Consider the following 20,616-nt stretch of genomic DNA (forward strand, 5'->3'; position numbering starts at 1 on the left):
GGGAGATGTATCCTTGTGCTCTGGTGGTTAAATAAATTATAAGGAAAATGCTTTTTATGCTTATGGCTTCACCAAACGACAAAATCAATCCTTTTAAAATAAGTTTCTATGAAAATATTTAATGCGCAGCCGATCAGCGTAAATGAGTACATTTATAACGGTGAACATTTGACAGAAAGCCAAACAAATTGGGGCTATTCATCCGGATTTGAAATTACCGGCGAGAAAGTAGGGGTTTTAAATATAATGTACATCTCTTTCGAGATTATTTATCATGTAGGGAGTACCAATAATAAGGAAATTATTACCCACACCGGCCCCGGCAAGTATAGTGTTGCTATTTCATTTGAAGAGGGAGAGGATATATTTATCTCTTACAAAAGTTCTTGTCAGTTTAACTTCGAAAGTGAAGGCTATAATGCAGATATAACTTCCTTAACTGATTTTTTAAGGGATTATCAAACGCATACCAGATCATTTTTTAATCAATACGGACATAAGCCATTAATCGCAATTGAAGAAGAAACGCGAAAACAACAGCCGCTACTGACTGATGCCGAAATAGCAATCGAAAACTTACGGGCAAATAATATGTATGAGTTTTAACGCGATCTGCTTCAGCTATAAAAAGCACTTATCTTGCAAAACATCTTTATTTGACTTACCTCCGGTTGATTACTTATCCCACCACACCCTGGCGGTAAGCACATCGCCACCAGCTATTCTTGCCACAGCATCTTTATAATTCTGGGGGTTGTTCAGCACTTCGGTTGATAGGTAGATCATTCGGCGGGGAATAGTGCCATTGGTAACGTTACCCTTGTAGTTTATCGGAATAAGTTTAGGGTAATCGCTTCTTTTCCAATTTAACCAGGCTTCTATAAAATTGAAATTGGTACCCGTGGCCACCCAATACTGTGTATTGATTGAAGCTAATGCATTTTGCATGCTACTTTCATCAAGTGGGTTTTGACTAACAAATGCAGTAATCTTGTTGGCGTCAACCGTTGCGGATGGATCTAATTGGGCAAGTGACTGTATAGCTCCGGTTAATCCGTTAGTATAATGTAGTTTTGCCGTACCATTAATATTCCAGCCCCTCACTTTAGCTTCGGCAAGTAAAAATTCAGTTTCGGCGTAACTTAGAATAAAAATCGGGCCGCCTAACTTAAGATATACTGCGGTACGTGGTCTGGAGTATTTCCCAAGCGGCGCAAAATCACTTCCGCTGCCTGTACCGCCCGGATAGTTTGGCGAATGACTGATATCAGTTGCCCCACCCTGCAGATCAAACCCATTAGGCATTCCCAACTGAACTGCTGCGTCGGTATTTCCGTTTAGGTTTTGATCGGAATTTTTAGTCAATCCATCTTTTGGCACTTCACCGATCACGCTCAACCTGGGGTCGTTAGTATTCCTTAACTGATCGATTAAGGTTTTACTCCAGCGTACTTCCAGGTAATCAGAAAAGGTCCTCAAAGCAAGTGATGTTCCGTTCTGGCTGTTAAATGAGGAGGCATCGGTTAACAGGATCGCGTTGTCATTGATGTCTGTAAATGTTTTATCAGCAACCTTCTCTGTCCAGTGCCTGGCTTTGTCTGGATCTACCTTGGTTAAGCGCATGGCAACCCTCAACATTAACGAGTAGCCAAACTTCTTCCATTTTGCAACATCTCCCTTATAAAAAAGATCGGCAGTAGGTCTTGGTTTTTCAATATCCAGTTGTGCTGTAGCGGCATCAAGATCGTTCAGCATTTGGTTGTAAATATCTTCCTGCCGATCGTAAACAGGGTATTTAACACCCTGCATGGCTTTAACTGCCTCCGTATAAGGTACGTCACCATAGGTATCGGTAATTCTTTGTAAAACCAGCACGAACATGATATCGCCAATGGCAATCAGGTTTTTATACGCTACAGGATCTTTCAATCTGGCCAGTCGTTGCATCTCTCTGATGGATGAAGCATCCTTATATCCTTCGTCAAAAATACGCCCCTGATAATCGGTAAAACTGCCCACATTGATGTATTTATCTCCATTATTGTAATAATAATAAGTTGAGGCAAGCAATTGCATCATGGTACTTTGGTACAAAAGCTGATAGTACCCCAAATTAGCATATTTTAACTGCGCCTGGGCAAGGAGGCTATTGGGATCGTAATTACTTTCAGTAAGTTTGGTTGGATCGGTATTGATTTCATCCAACTTTGCTTTAGAACAGCTGCCCATTAAAGCCAGAAAAAAAATACCCAAAACACACCACTTTCTCATCGCCATCGTTATTTGAATTTAAAATTAAAATTAACCCCAAAAGTACGCGTTGCAGGCAATGAAGCTCCTTCTATACCAGCATAACCTAGTGTGGGCGAAAACTGCGACTCGGGATCGATATTCTTACTATATTTAAGTAAAGTAAATAGGTTTCGGGCCACTAAATCAATCCCAATACTGCTAAAAGGTGTCCTTTTTAAAAAAATATTGTTAAAAGTATAGCCCAATGTGGCCTGTCTGAGTTTAACAAAACTACCATTGAGTACCGCTAACGCAGAAATATTGGTGGCCAGTTCAGGGTAATAGGCATAAGCAGGAACGTTAATTGTATTTTTTTGACCATTTTCCAATACCCCATCGGCTACAATACCGGTTTCTCTACCCACCAAAGTTGCCTTATTTAAGCCAAGCACGTAGCTATAATATTCTGTTGCGGATAGGATTTTATTGCCGAAGCGATAATCGATCAAAAAAGAAAAACTAAACTGTTTATAATTAAAACTATTGGTTATACCACCGTACAAAGTAGGCATAGTACCACCCATTGGAATAAAATTACCCCGTTTAGGGATGCCATCGGATCCAATGATAATATTGCCACCGGCATCGCGCAAATAATCATAAGCCATAACCTGGGTAATCGGTTTACCAACTACCAATGCAGTATTGGCGTTTAATGGCCTATAAGTACCTGTCAGCGTATAATTGCTATTGCCATCAATGGAGAGTAGTGTATTTTTCACCTTAGTAAGATTAAGGTTAACCTGCCATTTGCTGGTGGTGGTGAGGATTGGTGTGTAGCCTAAAGCCAGTTCTATTCCCGCATTACGGGTTTCACCAAGATTAACGTAAGCCGAGGTAAAACCAGTAGTAACAGATTGTTTTGCATTGATAATTTCGTTGTGGGTAACGCGATTAAAATAAGTGAAATCAATATCCAACCGGCTGTTAAAAAACTTAAGGTCGAGACCAGCTTCTATTTCGTTTAAGGTGAAGGGTTTTAAATTGTAGTTGGGTAAATCGCTGGAAAAGCTGCCAACAGGAATACCATTCACCTGATCATCTATTGTATAATAAATTTGTGTGGTATAAGGAACGATAGGTTCGCCGCTGGTTTTGGCAAAATCAACGCGCAGTTTACCAAAATTCAGAGCTTTTAATTTCAACAGATCTGAAAAAATAAAACTGCCCGATACCCCTGGCACAAAAATCCCACGGTTATTAGCAGGCAAGGTTGAATAGATATCGTACCGACCCGTAACTGAGAAATTAAGAAAATGCTGATAACTCAGGTCAGCTGTGTAATAAGCAGATTCTGTTACGATTCTAGAGATAGCTAATGTTTTGGTACTGGTAATCAGATTTTCGGGAGTATATAAGTAAGGTACCTTAAATTGTGAGCCTTTTAACTTTTCGCTATTACCTTTTCTTTCACGGTAATTTGCGCCCATAGAAAGTTCGAGATTTAATTTATCGCTAAGATTCCTGGTGGCACTGAACAGGATATCGCTATTCAATTCAGAGGTAAGGTTCTGATCGTAGGCATTTATACCGCCCTGCCGGTTGATAGAAAAAGCAATTCCGGTAGGCAAAATGCTTACCAATTCATCCTTACTCGAATCGTAACCAATTCTTCCCTGAACAGATGCCCAACTGGCCAGTTGATACTTCAGCACTGCGGATGAAATATAGCGGTTGCGGCTGGCATGATCAGCTTGTTTATTCATCAAAAAATATGGATTGGTTTTGTATTCATCGGCATTCCAGCGACTTTCGAAACCTGTTTCCGCATCAAAACCGGGTGCCAGAATCGATTGATCCAGACTGGTAGCCAGGGCAGAAATTCCATAATTAGGATTTAATGGACCATCACTTAAATAACTCTTGTTTTTATTCCATTCGTAAATATAATTGCCCGTTAAACTCAGCGATATTTTAGGGCTTAAAGCTACTGTGCCATAAAAATTTAACGTTTTACGGTTTAGTGCGCCATTGCTTAAAATAGAATTGTAATCTAAATTGGAAACCGAAACCCGATAGTTATTCTTTGTATTTCCGCCAACAAGTGAAAGTGTATTGGTAAATGCCGGAGCAATACGGTAAAAAGTCTGGATGTTATTTTTGACGGGAGCGTAAGGTCGCATAGAACCATCTACCTGAGGAGTTAATTTGCCATCCATCATTTCTCCCCAGCTTAACAAACCTGTTGAAATGGCATTATACAAATCGGCAGGACGTTTGTTCTGAGTCCCTTGCCCGTATAAATATTGAAAATCGGTTGAGTTAACAGGAACATCGAAAGCCAGGTTGGTATTGTATTCAAATTTAGCTTTAGTATTTTCTCCTCCACTTTTAAGGTTAATCAGGATCACACCATTGGCGGCCCTCGCCCCATATAAAGCTGAAGCTGCCGAACCTTTTAATATGGTTATTGTTTCAATATCGTCTGGATTAATATTACTGATCCCATCACCATAGTCGGCACCACCATACTCGTTAGCACTTCCCCTGATGCTATTATCAATGGGTACACCATTTACGACAAACAATGGAGAGGCGGCAGTCATACTCGAAACACCCCTAATGAGCACACGCGCAGCAGACCCAGGGCCACCGTTTACATCTGTAATATTTAGTCCGGCTACCCTCCCCTGCAGTGCCATTATCAGATTACTTTCTCTTGCTTTGGTAATAGATGAGCCTTTAATAGTGGTAAGGGCATAACCTACTTTATCATTATCTTTTTCAATGCCCAAAGCAGTAATGACCACTTCTTTTAAAAAACGAACACTATCTGTTTCCATCCCTCCGGCATTTTTTCTAATTACAATGAGATGATTGGGCAGCAAGGAATAGGTGTAACCACTGTTAAGCAGAAGTTGATCAATTACTTTTACAGCGTCCTCTTCTTCTACCTTGATGGATACCTGATGTTTAGGAATTTTAGATTCGCTGTAGGCGAAATGATAAACAGTTTGCTGCTGTATAGCTTCCACAACCTGCTCAAAATTTGCCCCGTTGAAATTTAAGGTAACTTTAGTTTGCGCAGGGGCACATAGCGGAAAAATCAATCCAATTAACAATATAATCCGCTGCACAAAATTCATTGCAACAAATATACATGGCTAAAGTATTATGTGCTAACGGTAGATATACACATTTTTGCCATTTACCGAATAATTGAAGTTTTCGATCAGTTTTAGCACCTCTAATGCTTCCGCGAGTGTTTCTTTATCAACATGCCCAGTAAACCTCACCGCTTTAAGTTCAGGTGTTTTAAAGGCTATTTTGATACCATACCAACGCTCAAAAAGTTTAGCAATTTCCTCAAAACTATTGTTTTTGTAAATAAGCTCGTGGTTTGTCCATGCCGTTTCCAAAATACGCTCAGTTCCGGTGCCATTAAAATAGCTGAGTTGGCTCATGCTTGCTTTATCACCAGCCAATGTGAATTTATCATTTGGCTTTAAGATAAAAGTTTGTTTGATATTATTTTGAAGGGAAATAGACACCTTTCCCCTGATTAAGGTGGTTTCGGTGAAAGTATCGTTCGGGTAAGCTTTAACATCAAATGCGGTACCCAGTACTTTTACGGCTAATTGTTCGGTATGGACAATAAAAGGATGTTGAGGATCTTTTTTTACATCAAAAAATGCCTCACCCGATAAGTAAACATCCCTGGTAGCTGCAGTAAAATGTTCCGGGTATTTTAAACTACTCCCCGAATTCATTTTTACAGTAGAGCCATCGGCCAGTACAATGGTTTTTACTTCTGCGGCTTTGGTTAGCGCCTGTGTTAATTCCAGCTGACCTGTTTTTTTGAAGAAAATCGCTTCTCTATTGTATACCAGTGCACCAGCGATAATAATGGCTACAACCGCCGCAATTTTTAGCCAGACACTATAAGGTTTATTTTTGACAACTGTTAAACCCGGTTCTCCCGGAATTGTAATTTGAGCTTTGATCCGATCAAAAACCTGGTCAATATTTTCATCTTCAACCGTTCCACCATTAAAATAAGTTTGTAACAGTTCATACTCCTTTCTATGCGATGCACTGCCAGCTAAAACAGATTTCAGTTCAATAGATTCATCCGGCGAAATTTCACCGGCCAATTGTTTCCCAAGCAATTCTGTAAATCTTTGATCTGTCATTTTTTTCCGTGCCTTTATTGTATGTTCCTTTTTCTGTTAAAATTGCCTACAAAAAATAAAAAAAGATAAAGTACCCGCTAAGATAATCAGGGAGGTCATTTTTCCAAGTTTTTTTCCATCGGGCCCCTTATCGTTTAAAGGCTGTAATACCAAACGGAGCTTCGCAATAGCCCTGAATAATTGCGTTTGCACAGTTCTGGGCGAGATATTCAACAGTTCTGCCACTTCTTTATACTTCATTCCGCTTTCTTTTATTAACCTGAAAACAGTAGCTGCCTGTGGCGCCAAACTTGCAATGGCATGGTCGAGTTGTTGATGCAGTTCTTTAGTTTCGAGAATGTATTCTGGTGTATGAGTTGACACCGAAATATTACCCTCTTCATCAACTAAATCGATAAACGTAATGGAAGAATTTTTTTTAAGGTATTTGAGCGATTGATTTTTTACTGCAATAAAAAAATAACTTTCGGGATTTAAAACAGGAGTACTTGTCGACCGGTTTTCCCAGCATTTCACAAATATTTCGGCTACAAGATCTTCAGCAACCTGTTTATCATTCACATAATAAATAGAAAATTTGATTAACCTGCTGTATAGAAAGCGGTAAAGTTGCTCAAAAGATTTTATATCATCCTCAAGGCAAATCTTATTCCATAAAACGACTAGATCTGGCTTAGTTGCTTTCAACTTGGTTAGTTTGATTGAATCAAATGTAAGGTAATAAAAAATATTTCATAAAAAAATCTTCCTGCTGTAGGCAATTTAACAAAAAAAAGACTCTTCATTAGGTACCACAATAAGACACAAACCAATTATAGATCTATTGAAGCAGAAAACAATGAATAAAAACAAATATGTACTGGGCATTGATATCGGCGGCTCGCACATTACAGCGGCGGTAATAGATATGCAGCAGCGCAATATCCTTAAAAATTCCTTTACACGTGAGCGTGTAGACTCTCATGGCTCAACAAAACAGATTATCCACACCTGGTGCAGTGTAATTAAAGCATCTTACAAAAAGGTAGATATTCAAATTGGCTGTTTAGGCATTGCTATGCCAGGGCCTTTCGATTATGATAACGGTATCTCTTACATTGCTGGCAATGACAAATATGCTGCATTTTATGGCCTGAATGTAAAAGAAATGCTGGCCAGCGAACTGCAGATTAACAGCGATCAGATTTTAATGAGCAACGATGCTGCCTGCTTTTTAGCCGGAGAGGTGTTTGCAGGCGAAGCACGAGCCTACCAAAACCTGGTTGGCATTACCCTGGGTACCGGACTCGGAAGTGCCGTGTGTAAAGAAGGAAAAATTACCGATGCCAACCTTTGGTGCTCTTCTTTTTTGAATGGTATAGCAGAAGATTACCTTTCTACCCGTTGGTTTTTAAAGCGTTATTATGAACTCACAGGCTTAAATATCCTAAACGTTCGCGAACTGACCTTGCTTTATGAGGAGAACCAGACGGTGCGGAAAATATTTACAGAATTTAGCCATAATCTTGGCCTTTTCCTTAAAGATCTTCAACAAGATCACGTAGTAGAGGCAATTGTGATTGGCGGTAACATTGCCAATGCTTCCAGCCGTTTTGTACCCAATGTGATTAAATACCTCGAATCGCAAGGGATCAATACACCTATTCATATATCCAGGCTGAATGAAGATGCAGCATTGGTTGGTGCTGCGGGTTGTTGGGCAGTAGGCGCTGCTAACCTAACAGAATGAATTTGATTTTGATTACATATTACACCGCAAGCCAGAGGTAATTAATTATAAAAAGTAACCGTATTATTGAGTATTCCCACAGCCGTATTTTGATTGGTGATTAGGAAATGGATGTTTCTGAGCTTTTGGCAACTACACTCCCACTCATTACTCCCGACTTAACGTCGGGATTCATTGCAATAGGGTTTATGTACAAAGTTTTGTGCCTTGAAAACAAACCGCTGTTCAATAAACCTGACAGCAGCGAGCATCACGATTCTTCATCGTGATAAAGCGGATGGCAGGACAACAGTACCTATGGAATACTGACATTCATTTCCAAAAAACACTGTTATTATGAATAATATTTTCGATTTAGTTTAAGCGTCTTCTACTGCACTGCTATGGATTAACTCAGGGCAATTTAATCAGTCAATGATATCGAAATGGAGAAATCTAAAAGATGCAGCAAACACTTCAAGAAAAAATATTTTAAAATATTTCAATTTGCTTGTAGGCAATTTGTGTAAGCAAAATACTCTTATCTATAAAACAGTCCGGACGGAAATCCGGAAGGCGGCAAACAATTAACCAAATACTTATTCAAAATTATTCATAATGAATATGAAAAAATCTCTACAGCTCACATGCTTATTGCTTTATGCATCGGCAGGTCTGTATGCAGCTACACCAGCAGATCATTCTAAACGTGCAGTTTCTTATCATTCCGTTTATCAGGATGTAATTAAAGGAACGGTAAAAGACGAAACCGGTAATCCGGTACCCGGCGTTACCATTACCATTAAAGGTGCACAAGGTGGAACACAGACTAATACTTCTGGCCAATATAGCATTGCGGCTAAAACAGGTGATATTTTGGTGTTCTCGTTTATCGGTTACCAAAGCAAAGAAGTAACCGTTGGTACACAAAGCACCCTTGATATATCGTTAACTCCAGATTCTAAAAACCTCGAAACCGTAGTGGTAACGGCATTGGGGATAAAAAGATCAGAAAAATCTTTAACTTATACTACCCAGCAGGTATCTGGCGAAGAACTGAATAAAGTGAAAAGCCCCAACCTGGTAAATTCATTAAATGGTAAAGTTGCCGGCATGACGATCAGTCCGAGTTCTTCGGGTGTTGGTGGTTCGGCCAAGGTAATTTTAAGGGGAAGCCGTTCGGTAAGCGGCAATAACCAGCCTTTATATGTAATTGATGGGGTTCCTATCAGCAATAACGGTAATGCCAATGCACAACAGAACAGTATTTTTGGTGGCGGCCAGGACGGTGGCGATGGGATATCGAATTTAAACCCCGATGATATTGAAAGTTTAACCGTGCTGGAAGGTGCATCTGCAGCAGCACTTTATGGTAGCCAGGCACAGAATGGTGTAATTTTAATTACCACTAAACAAGGTAAAGCAGGTAAAACACAGATCGGTTTTTCGTCGAGTTTAACTTTTGATAAAATAGCTTACAAACCCGAATTTCAAAACAGTTATGGCCCTGCATCTACTACCACTAGAGACAGCTGGGGAGGTCCTATCAGTAACACCACTGATAACCTTGATCAGTTTTTCCAGACTGGAACAAACGCAACCAATTCAATCAATTTTTCTGGCGGATCTGAAATTGCCCAAACTTATTTTTCTTATGCCAATACTTATGCAAGTGGCATACAGGAAGGTAATAAATTAAACAGGCATAATATTAATCTGCGTGAAACCGCCAAGTTTCTAAACAACAAATTAACTGTTGATGGAAATGTGAATTATATTAACCAACGCATCAACAATAGCCCATCAATTGGATTGTATAACAACCCTTTGGTTGGTCTTTATCTTTTTCCAAGAGGAGTTGATATCACACCTTATAAAGACAATTATCTGCTTGCAGGCAATGTAGGTACTGCCCGTCAGAATTGGTTAGGTGGCTCTGCAGATATTAACCAGAACCCATGGTTTTTAACCAACCTAAATCCAAACACAGCCATCAGAAACCGCTTTTTATTAAGTGGAAATGTGAAATATGAATTTACACCCTGGCTAAACCTTCAGGTAAGGGGAAATATAGACCGTACTACTGATGATTTCGAAAACAGACGCTATTCTGGTATCAACGGAAACTTTAACTCAAATGGCAAAGGATACTTATCGCAGAATACGCAAACTTTTATCCAAAAATATGCTGATGCGATATTAAATGTAACCGTGCCATTAAAAGGATCAGACTTTAAGATCAACGGATTAATTGGTGGTAGCATTAACGATCAGAAAACAACGGGATTATCTTTAGCAGGCGATTTAAGTGCGGTTGATTTATTTACACCGAATAATACCATTGTAGCAAATGCCGGCACTTATACTTCGGATATATTAAACACAACTAAAGCAAATGATGCTTTCCACAGCCAGTTACAAGCCGTATTTGCAAATGCGAATTTATCATATAAAGATTGGGCGTTCTTAACTTTAACAGGTAGAAACGACTGGTCTTCGAACCTTGCATTTACACCAAATATTTCCTATTTCTATCCATCGGTAGGTTTGTCATTTATTGTATCTCAAATGGCTAAACTGCCAGAGGCCATTACTTATGCCAAAATAAGAGGTACTTATGCCGAAGTGGGTAATGCAGTGCCGCCTTACTTAACCTTTGTCCAAAATACTTTGGGTAATGGTGGTGCACTTAACATTAACACTAACAGGGCATTTGCTGAGTTAAAACCAGAGAGAACAAAATCTTTCGAGATTGGAACAGACATGCGTTTTCTGGCCAACCGCTTAAACTTTAGCTTTACCTATTATAAAACAAACACCAAAAATCAATACATTCCTGTTAAACCGGCACCTCCAGGACTTGTGGGTACAGGATACCTAAATGCAGGCGATGTTCAAAATCAGGGTATACAGTTTACTTTAGGAGCTGATGTATTAAAAGGCGATGGTCTGAACTGGAATACAGGTATAAACGGATCACTAAACAGAAACAAAATTATTGATGTAGCCGCTTCACAAGGTTTAAATTCGATAGATTTAACAGGTGGTGGTAATAATGCATATATCTCGCGTATTGCAGCAGGTGGATCGTATGGCGACATTTATGGCTATACTTTGCAAAGAGATGCTAATGGCCGTATCATATTAAGTGGTGATGGAACAGCTGCAAACCCTTATTTTCCGGTTAAAAGTGGAGATTATAGTCTGATTGCAAATGCAAACCCTAAATTTCAATTGGGTTGGAATAACAGTTTTAACTATAAAGACTTCAGCTTAAGCTTCCTGGTAGATGGTAAGTTTGGCGGTAAGGTACTTTCACTAACCGAAGCATTAATGGATCAGGCTGGTGCCTCAAAAGTATCAGGCGATGCAAGAGCACAAGGCGGTGTTAAAATTGATGGTGTAGATGCCAGCGGAAAAGCAGTTTCGGCTACCATTAATCCACAAAGCTATTATTCTTTCTTAGGTGATAGAAATGGTGTAACCGGCGAATATGTTTATAGTGCTACCGTGGTGCGCCTGCGCGAAGCTTCAATAGGTTACAACTTACCTTTAAAAGGAACATTTAAAAGCATGCGCCTTTCGCTAATTGGTAGAAACTTGTTTTACTTCTATAAAAAAGCACCTTACGATCCAGAGGTAACCATGTCTACTGGTAATGGTTTATCAGGAATAGACGTTTTTAACCAACCAGTTACCAGAAGTTTTGGTTTTAACCTTAATGTTTTATTTTAATCCGAACAAACATGAAATCGATATATCATTTATCTCAACATAAAATTAAAGGCTTGTCTTTGGTTTTACTTTTAGCCGCTGCAGGTTTAAACCAGGGCTGTAAGAAGAACTTTGAAAGTTTTAACACCAACGATAATTTACCAACTACAGAACAGAGTTTAGCTTTATTGCGATCAGCAATCGGGCCTATTCAGCAAAATATATTTTCCAACTACCAGATTGCTCAAAATTTAAGTTCTGATGCATTTAGTGGTTACATGATGCCTCCAACACCATTTGGCGGTGGTATCAACAACATGAACTATTCGCTTAATAACGGCTGGAATGAAACCGGTTTTAACGACCAGTATACCAATGTAATGGCACCAATTTCTAAAATTGCCATATCACCTTTAAAAACAACTGCGCCTGAATCGTGGGGTATATCACTTTTGGTACAGGTAATTGCAATGGATAGGGTAACCGATAAATTTGGCCCGATTCCGTATACGCAAGCAGGTAAATCGTTGATTTCCCAACCTTACGATGACCAGAAAACTGTTTATAACGAATTTTTCAAACAGATTGATACAGCAGCAAATAATCTGCAAGCTTTTATCACAGCAAATCCAGGTAAAAAAGCCTATTACGATACCGGCGATCTGGTTTATGGTGGAGATGTTGCAAAATGGCTTAAATTAGCCAATTCGTTAAGGTTACGTTTGGCCATGCGCATTGTTAAAGTTGATCCGGCTACAGCAAAGTTGCAGGCAGAAAAAGCAATGGCTGCTTCAGGTGGATTGATGACTGTGCCAAGTGATAACGCAGCGGTTGCCCAATCGGGAAACAGAAATAACGACCTTTGGAATGTAACTGTAAATTACGATGGAGATAACGCCATGGGCGCAGCATTACAATCATACATGGTTGGTTATGCTGATCCCCGCTTATCAATATACTGTACGCCAGCTACCGATCCTCTTTTTGCAGGAAAGTTTGTAGGCATCAGATCAGGAGCCAATACTTCTTTTAATGGTTTGGGCAAAGCGGGTTACAAAACCTATTCGAGTTTAAATTCTTCTACTCCAGATAACTCAAAAGCACCAATCGGGCAAAAGGCACCGCAAATATTAATGACGGCTGCCGAGGTTTGGTTTTTAAAAGCCGAAGCAGCTTTACGCGGCTGGACAGGTGCCGGAGATGCACAGACCAATTATGAAACTGGTATCACTACATCAATGCAACAATGGAATGCCAATATTGGCAATTATTTAGCTGATGCAACAAGTAAACCAACTGACTATGTAGATCCGAAAAACCCGGCTAACAATGCGGCTGCAGTAAGTACCATTACTGTTAAATGGGATGGAACTGCATCTAACGAAGTAAAATTAGAACGCATTATTACACAAAAATGGTTGGCTATTTTTCCTGACGGAGCTGAGGCATGGGCTGATTTCCGCAGAACTGGTTATCCAAAATTGTTTACAGTAGCCAACAATAATAGCGGTGGTACAATCAATACGCAATTACAGATTCGCAGATTACCATACCCAACAGCAGAATACGGCAATGGAAATAAGGATGAGGTGCGTAAAGCAGTAACCTTGCTTGGCGGACCAGACAACGGCGGCACCAGATTATGGTGGGACGTTAACAAAGCAAATTTTTAACACACAAATACCAGGTAGGATGACGAAAGTTATCCTACCTTTTTTATATCAAACCAATTCTAACCAAAAATTTTTAAACCTATGAGAAAACTTACCCTTTTCAGCGTATTGCTGTAAACTCAATTCCCCTTACTTATGCTTTTAGAGCAAGTTGATCTCTCTGAAAAAGCAAACCCATCCATCCTTCTAATCCCTGATTTATAGGGTGAACATCAATAAATATAATATCTCTCTGAATAAACCTGTTTGTAGCGATTACAATCAATTTCTAACCAATTTAAAATAAAAATTATGACAACTACCAAATCGTTAACATGCAAAAATGTGGCATTAGCCCTTGCATTCTTTTTAACCGTTTCTATTAGCGGCTGTAAGAAAAAAGACATTACCCAGGACGAAACCTTAACTGGTCCGGCTAAAAAAGAATCAACCGCATCTCCGTCGGCAATCGGTGTTACTGGTCCAAAAGGTGTATGTTATGTAGAAGTTAACAATGCCGATATCCGAAACGTAGGAAAGTATAAACTTTCTACAGGGCAACAGCTGTTCGACATTGCGATTATTTTTGCTGCCAACATCAATTACAATACCTCAACTCAAAAAGCTGAATTATTCTTCAACACAAATGTTTCCAATGTTTTGAATAATAAAACAACTTACATTAAACCTTTACAAGATAAGGGTATAAAAGTGCTGCTTTCCATTTTGGGTAACCACCAGGGTGCAGGCTTTTGTAATTTCACCTCTCAAGCCTCGGCACAGGCCTTTGCGCAGCAATTGGCAAATGCCGTTAATACTTATGGGCTTGATGGTATTGATTTTGATGATGAATATGCAGAATATGGTAATAACGGTACCGGCCAGCCAAATTCCAGTTCATTTGTATACCTCGTAACCGCATTGAGATCATTACTGCCGAACAAAATCATTTCATTTTACTTCTATGGCCCGGCAGCATCAAGATTATCATATAACGGCGTTACCGTAGGATCTAAAGTAAACTATAGCTGGAATGCCATCTACGGAAGTTATTCCGTTCCAAATATACCCGGATTGGCCAAAGCAAATCTTGGTCCTGCAGCAATAGATATTCAGGCTACCAGTTCATCTACAGCAGCATCTTTAGCTACACAAACCGTTAATAATGGTTATGGCATTTACCTTTACTATAATTTACCCAACAGCGATGTGCATACTTATTTATCAAGCATATCAAGCAACTTATATGGTGGCAAAACCACTACATACACACCTTAACAGATAAATCATAAAACCTGTACTTTAAGAGATATAATTTAATAATCAGTAATCGCCATAAATATAACCAGTAGGACGGCATAAGCTGTCCTGCTTTTTTTATTCCCCATCCTGTTGCATACCACGCCATTCGGTATTATATCGATTTAGCGATTTGCTTACTAACATACCATTTCTATCTTTGTAACCGTTATCTTTGCACGGATACAGCTATAAGTTTAAAGATTGTGATTTTTTTCACGATTGGAATAACAAAACTGTACCCGTATTTGTCCCCTTTTTGGAATATGATGTGTAAAAACATCAATAGACACTATTTGAAGGTAGAATATAATTTTTAATTTTAAACGCTTAATTTTACCCGAATGGATATCTTATCATACCTGTTAGAACTTTTGCAGCAACGCAAAGAAGTTGGTATTACCGGCTTGGGCACCTTTTATAAAAAGAAATACCCGGGAAGATATGATAAGGAAAAACACACGTTTTTACCTCCTGGATATACCCTGCAGTTTACTACTAATTTAACTGAAGAAGCAGCCTTAGCTGATTTTATTGCTGCTAAAAGAAATATCTCCAATGATACTGCCGAATACTATATCGAACAGTTTGTTGAAGAAGTAAATCAAAAATTAGAATTAAACCACGAAGCCGAACTTGAAAATACCGGCCGCTTATTTTTTACTGAACAAGGAATAAGTTTCGAACCGGTAAAAAACATGAACTATGGTTCTGAATTTTATGGACTTCCATCATTGGTAGAAACCGTAATTGAGGAAACAAAACCTGGTTTACCTCAACAAGAGGAAGAAGTTTTCGACGAAATTGCCGAAGCACCCGTTGCCCCTTCTCCTTTCGAAAACAAGTCTTATCAGCCTCCTGTTATTGAGAATATAGAACTTGATGAAGTTAAAGATGATCTTAAAAATACTTTAAAACATTCGGAAGAGGTTGTTGAAGCACCAGAATTTATAAAGGAACAACACGAAGAGCATCCAAACCGTTTTGGCCATACACCAGAATCGGAGGTAGAAAACATAGCTGCTGAACAACATGCAATAGAAACACCTGAATCTGCTGAAACACAAGAGGAAGTAGCAAATACTATTGAAGAAGTAGCAATATCAGAATCGGTTGTAACACAACACGAAGAACACCCTAACCGTTTTGGTCATACGCCAGAATCGGAGTTAGAAAATATTGCTGCAGAACAACATGCTATAGAAACACCTGTATCTGCTGAAACGCAAGAGGAAGTAGCAAATACTATTGAAGAAGTAGCAATACCAGAATCGGTTGTAACACAACACGAAGAAAACCCTAACCGTTTTGGCCATACACCAGAATCGGAGGTAGAAAATACTGCTGCTGAACAAGATGCGATAGAAACACCAGAGCATGACGATACACAAGAAGAAGTAAAGTCCACAGAAAATACTTCATTATCTACAGATGCCAAATCAATAGAATTACCAGAAACAGTTGTCTCAGAAAGCGAACGTCCAAGCCGCTTCTCGCTTAGATCAGAACCGGAGGAACCAAAAACATACATCAATTTAGAAGACGAGGCTAAAAATGAAGAACCTGTAATTGAGGCTCCGGCGTTTATAAAAGAGCAACATGCAGAGCATCCTAACCGTTTTGGCCATGACCCAATTGAACATGGGAATGAAGCGCGCCAAGGTATGTCTACCTGGTTGATGATTACAATTGCAGTTTTAGCTTTAGCTGTTATTGCAGCGATAACCTTTTTGGTTAAGCCAGAATTATTTACAGGCAAAAGTACTGAAGCAATAAAACCAGCACAAGTAATTGTCGATTCGCCAAAGGTTGCTGTTGATACCTTAAAAGCAAAACAGGATTCAACAGCCAAAACAGATAGCATTTTAAAGGCCAATCAGGTTCAGAAAAAAGCAGATACGGTTAAAAAAACAGCATCAAAACCTGTAGCCAATCCTACTGTAGAAACACCAAAAGAAAATAAAATTGTACCAAACACTGGTCCTTCTACGTTTTATGTTATTGCAGCGTCCTTTCAATCCGAGAAAAAAGCACTTGTATTTATTAAGCAAATGGAAAAAATCGGTTTGAGTGCCGAAATCGCAAAAGTACCTGGTCGTTTAAAAAAGGTAAGCATAGCGAGTTTTACAACTGAAAAAGAAGCTAAAGAACAGAAAGATATTTTACAGAAAAAACTAAAAGGAAAAGGCTATTTCGTACAACAAAAATCTAACAACACACAACCATAATGATCACTTTATTAATTCAGGACACCACACAAGCATTACAAGACACAGCAAATGCGGTTAACCAAGCAGTAACACAACCACAGCCAGAACTACATTTTATCGATCTGCTTTTTAAAGGCGGTTGGGTAATGATTCCCTTGGCTTTTCTTGCTTTTTTAGCCTTGATTATTTTTGTTGAACGCTATTTAACCATCAAAAAAGCCACTAAAGATGAGGCTAACCTCATTGTACAGATCAGGTCTTATATCCAATCTGGAAATTTAGAAGGCGCAATGTCGCTGTTAAGAAATAATAACTCTCCCCTTTCGCGGATGTTGCAAAAAGGTTTAAAACGCATTGGTCGCCCAATTAAAGATATTGAAGGCGCGATTGAAAACGTTGGTAAATTAGAGGTTTCTAAATTAGAGAAGAACATCAGTATATTGGGTATTGTTGCAGGTATTGCACCTATGCTTGGTTTCGTAGGTACAATTGTGGGGGTAATTACCATTTTCCACCAAGTATCAATAAAAGGTGCGATTGAAATCGGTACTATCTCTGGTGGTTTATATACCAAAATGATTACTTCAGCAACCGGATTAATTATTGGTATCATCGCTTATGTACTGTACCACATTTTAAACATTATGGTTGAAAAAATCATTCTTAAAATGGAAACCGATGCAATTGATTTTATTGATTTATTAGAAGAACCAGGCAAATAATGAACTTACGCAAAAGAACAAAAGGATCGGTAGAAGTACATACTTCAGCGTTGAACGATATTATGTTCTTCCTGATGCTGTTTTTCTTACTGGCCTCTGCCGTGGTTAATCCTACAGTAGTTAAACTATTGTTACCACAATCTTCAAGCGGACAGCAATCTACCGCCAAGAAAGCAGTTACGGTTACAATAGATGAAAACCTTAAATATTTCGTTGAAAAGAAACCGGTTAGTATTGATGAATTAGAGCCTACGTTGGCATCATACCAAAAATTAGCACCAGATATGACCATTCTTTTATATGTATCGCGCAATGTGACATATCAGGAAGGATTTGTGGTAAACGATATTGCCAACAAATTAAAATTAAAACTTGTTGTAGCCGTTGAGCCTAAAAAATAATGAACTACAAAGCACAAATACCTAACGAAGAAAATAATTACCCTAAAGCCATTGCTATAGCAAGTGGAATTATGGGATTTTTATTATTGATCAGCTTTTTTATAGTGATTGGTTCTTTCCAGCCACCAGAAGAAGTGGGTATGGGCGGTATGGTTGTAAATTATGGTACTTCAGCAGAAGGAATGGGCGATGATTATACCAGCATTGAAGAGCCATCGGCTGATCCAAATGCAAACGGTAAACCACCAGAAAAAGTTACGCCAGAAGAAAAAGTTACGCCAACTACCTCTACCGAAAGTAGCGATAAAGAAGTGCAGACACAAAATACGGAAGATGCTATTGCCGTAAATACTAAACCTACAAAACCGACTAAAGCAGCACCAACTCCGGTAACTGAAGACAAGCCGGCTAAACCGGTAATTAACCAAAACGCACTTTACAAAGGCAAAAAAAATACTGGTCAGGGGCAAGGAGACGGCACCGGAAAAACGCCAGGTAACCAAGGCGATAAAGATGGCGATCCATTGGCTTCTAATTATGGAGAAGGTGGTTCCGGAAATGGTAATGTACAATTATCATTGGCCAGCAGAAAATTTATCGATATCCCAAGGATACAGGATGACGGGCAAAGTGCAGGAAAAATTGCCGTTCAAATCCGGGTTGATAAAAATGGTAAAGTGGTTCAGGCCCGTGCCGGAGCAAAAGGCACTACACTATCTGATTTAGCTCTCTGGAGAAAATGTGAGCAGGCCGTATTAGGTGCGAGTTTAAATAAACTGGAATCAGCACCCGATGTACAAACCGGAATTGTAATGTTTAACTTCAAAGTGAAATAAATTTTAAATATTATAAAAAACCAAGGTCTGTGTCTTCACAGACCTTTTTTGTTAATACTGTCAAATTATTGTTCTGTCAGATATTACGATCTGACAGAAGATTTGTTCACAAGCTGGATTGAATTTGTCAACAATTAATTATATATCTATCATAAACTAATCACAAGTCAGATGGTAACATCTGACTGCACTCCTACTCCATGGCCTGTATCCCTACAGACCTCCAAAATACATTAAAGACTCCCAAAGTTTTCCAACACACAGTTCTTTAAGCTTCAGAAGAAATATTCACAATTCATTTCATAATAACGCCAGTCAACTTATATTTGACGCATATTATGAACTACCAACAAACGCTTGATTTTTTATACAGTAAACTCCCGATGTTTACCCGCGTTGGCGTCTCCGCTTTCAAAAAAGATTTAACCAATACCATTATTCTTTGTGAGGCTTTGGATAATCCGCAGGATAAATTTAAAAGTATCCATGTGGCAGGTACCAATGGAAAAGGATCTACATCACACATGTTAGCCTCAGTATTGCAGGCACAGGGATACAAAACGGGGCTTTACACCTCTCCCCACTTAAAAGATTTCCGCGAACGCATCCGAATAAACGGAAAAATGATGAGCAAGACTGAAGTGGCATCGTTCGTAAAAGATCAACAAAAATTGATAGAAAAAACTGAGCCTTCTTTTTTCGAGGTAACGGTTGCCATGGCATTCGATTATTTTGCAAAAAATGAGGTAGATGTAGCCGTAATCGAAGTGGGTTTGGGCGGAAGATTAGATTCTACTAATATCATTACACCACAAATTTCGGTCATCACCAACATCAGCCTCGACCATATAAATATGCTGGGCAATACACTGGCAGAAATTGCAGGTGAAAAGGCAGGGATCATTAAAAAAAATATCCCAGTAATAATTGGCGAAACCCAGGAAGAATCGGGACCGGTTTTCATTAAAAAAGCCATAGCTGAGAATGCCCCTATTGTTTTTGCGGATTCAGTGTTAACTGCCCAAGATTTTAAAATAAAAAACAGTAAACTTTCCTTATCCGTTTATCAGGATGGTAAAATCAAATACAAAGATCTTCAAAGCGACCTTACCGGTGTTTATCAGCATAAAAACATCCTAACCGTTTTAGAAACACTAGCTGTACTGAATGAGAAAGCAGAAATTAAAACCGATCAGGAAAGTATTTATAAAGGAATAAGCCAGGTAAAAAAACAAACCGGTTTACAGGGCCGTTGGCAAACTTTGGGTAAAAACCCATTGGTAATCTGCGATACCGGGCATAACGAAGCTGGGATTAGAGAAGTAATTAAAAATATCGCGCAAACACCTTATGAGAAATTACATATTGTTTTCGGTATGGTAAACGATAAGGATATTTCGAAAGTGTTGTCTCTGATGCCAAAAAATGCCATTTATTATTTCTGCAAACCCGATTTAGAACGCGGTTTAGCCGCAAATGCCTTAAAAGAACAGGCGGCAGCATTTAACTTAAACGGAAACAGTTATGCGTCAGTTGCCGAAGCAAAAGCAACTGCCATTCAGGCAGCCGGTACAAAAGACCTTATTTTTATAGGTGGAAGTACATTTGTAGTGGCCGAAGCGATATAAAATCTTTACATAAACTTCAAA

General features: G+C 39.0%; 14 protein-coding genes. 10 read left to right on the plus strand and 4 right to left on the minus strand.

From position 1 onward, the window contains the following. Positions 1-108: 108 nt before the first annotated feature. A complete protein-coding gene (locus tag BCL90_RS21975; protein WP_121287244.1) occupies positions 109-606 on the plus strand; it encodes a hypothetical protein in 498 nt (165 codons plus the stop codon). Between the two features lie 69 nt (positions 607-675). Here the strand turns inward: BCL90_RS21975 and BCL90_RS21980 are convergent, their stop codons facing one another. From BCL90_RS21980 to BCL90_RS21995, 4 genes are read right to left on the minus strand one after another with little or no spacing between them, the layout of a single operon-like run. Continuing rightward, complete coding sequence (locus BCL90_RS21980) at positions 676-2,271, minus strand: SusD/RagB family nutrient-binding outer membrane lipoprotein (protein WP_121287342.1); 1,596 nt, start codon at positions 2,269-2,271, stop codon at positions 676-678. A gap of 8 nt (positions 2,272-2,279) precedes the next feature. Beyond that, complete coding sequence (locus BCL90_RS21985) at positions 2,280-5,378, minus strand: SusC/RagA family TonB-linked outer membrane protein (protein WP_121287246.1); 3,099 nt, start codon at positions 5,376-5,378, stop codon at positions 2,280-2,282. A gap of 33 nt (positions 5,379-5,411) precedes the next feature. Further along, positions 5,412-6,425 (minus strand): FecR family protein, encoded by a 1,014-nt coding sequence (locus BCL90_RS21990; RefSeq protein ID WP_121287248.1) that lies wholly within the window; start codon positions 6,423-6,425, stop codon positions 5,412-5,414. 36 nt (positions 6,426-6,461) lie between these two features. Next, positions 6,462-7,112, minus strand: a complete 651-nt coding sequence (locus BCL90_RS21995; RefSeq protein WP_166792237.1) for an RNA polymerase sigma-70 factor — start codon at positions 7,110-7,112, stop codon at positions 6,462-6,464. A gap of 151 nt (positions 7,113-7,263) precedes the next feature. On the opposite strand from BCL90_RS21995, the gene BCL90_RS22000 reads away from it, so the two are divergent. The 9 genes from BCL90_RS22000 (at position 7,264) to BCL90_RS22040 (ending at position 20,595) form a co-directional block, all read left to right on the plus strand. After that, the gene (locus tag BCL90_RS22000) at positions 7,264-8,154 is read left to right on the plus strand and encodes an ROK family protein (protein ID WP_121287252.1); all 891 of its coding nucleotides are present in this window, start codon (positions 7,264-7,266) and stop codon (positions 8,152-8,154) included. Positions 8,155-8,757: 603 nt separating this feature from the next. Further along, the gene (locus BCL90_RS22005) at positions 8,758-11,868 is read left to right on the plus strand and encodes a SusC/RagA family TonB-linked outer membrane protein (RefSeq protein WP_121287344.1); all 3,111 of its coding nucleotides are present in this window, start codon (positions 8,758-8,760) and stop codon (positions 11,866-11,868) included. 11 nt (positions 11,869-11,879) lie between these two features. After that, positions 11,880-13,520, plus strand: a complete 1,641-nt coding sequence (locus BCL90_RS22010; protein ID WP_121287253.1) for a SusD/RagB family nutrient-binding outer membrane lipoprotein — start codon at positions 11,880-11,882, stop codon at positions 13,518-13,520. A 291-nt stretch (positions 13,521-13,811) separates the two neighbouring features. Then, positions 13,812-14,777, plus strand: coding sequence for an endo-beta-N-acetylglucosaminidase H (locus tag BCL90_RS22015; RefSeq protein ID WP_121287255.1), 966 nt, complete (start codon positions 13,812-13,814; stop codon positions 14,775-14,777). A gap of 365 nt (positions 14,778-15,142) precedes the next feature. Continuing rightward, a complete protein-coding gene (locus BCL90_RS22020) occupies positions 15,143-17,026 on the plus strand; it encodes an HU domain-containing protein (RefSeq protein WP_121287257.1) in 1,884 nt (627 codons plus the stop codon). Next, entirely contained in the window at positions 17,026-17,730 is a 705-nt protein-coding gene (locus BCL90_RS22025) for a MotA/TolQ/ExbB proton channel family protein (protein WP_121287259.1), read from the plus strand. Before BCL90_RS22020 ends, BCL90_RS22025 begins: the two co-directional genes overlap by 1 nt. Further along, positions 17,730-18,131 carry an ExbD/TolR family protein gene (locus BCL90_RS22030; RefSeq protein WP_121287261.1) on the plus strand — a complete coding sequence of 134 codons (402 nt, stop codon included), beginning with the start codon at positions 17,730-17,732 and terminating at the stop codon, positions 18,129-18,131. Before BCL90_RS22025 ends, BCL90_RS22030 begins: the two co-directional genes overlap by 1 nt. Then, on the plus strand, positions 18,131-18,967 hold the full coding sequence (locus BCL90_RS22035; protein WP_116253336.1) for an energy transducer TonB: 837 nt from the start codon (positions 18,131-18,133) through the stop codon (positions 18,965-18,967). The genes BCL90_RS22030 and BCL90_RS22035 overlap by 1 nt, the downstream gene beginning before the upstream one ends. Positions 18,968-19,305: 338 nt before the next feature. Then, positions 19,306-20,595: a bifunctional folylpolyglutamate synthase/dihydrofolate synthase gene (locus tag BCL90_RS22040; RefSeq protein ID WP_121287263.1), complete on the plus strand. Its 1,290-nt coding sequence runs from the start codon at positions 19,306-19,308 to the stop codon at positions 20,593-20,595. Positions 20,596-20,616 lie beyond the last annotated feature (21 nt).

Origin of the sequence: Pedobacter alluvionis, from assembly GCF_003664035.1 — a bacterium.
Lineage (GTDB): Bacteria > Bacteroidota > Bacteroidia > Sphingobacteriales > Sphingobacteriaceae > Pedobacter > Pedobacter alluvionis.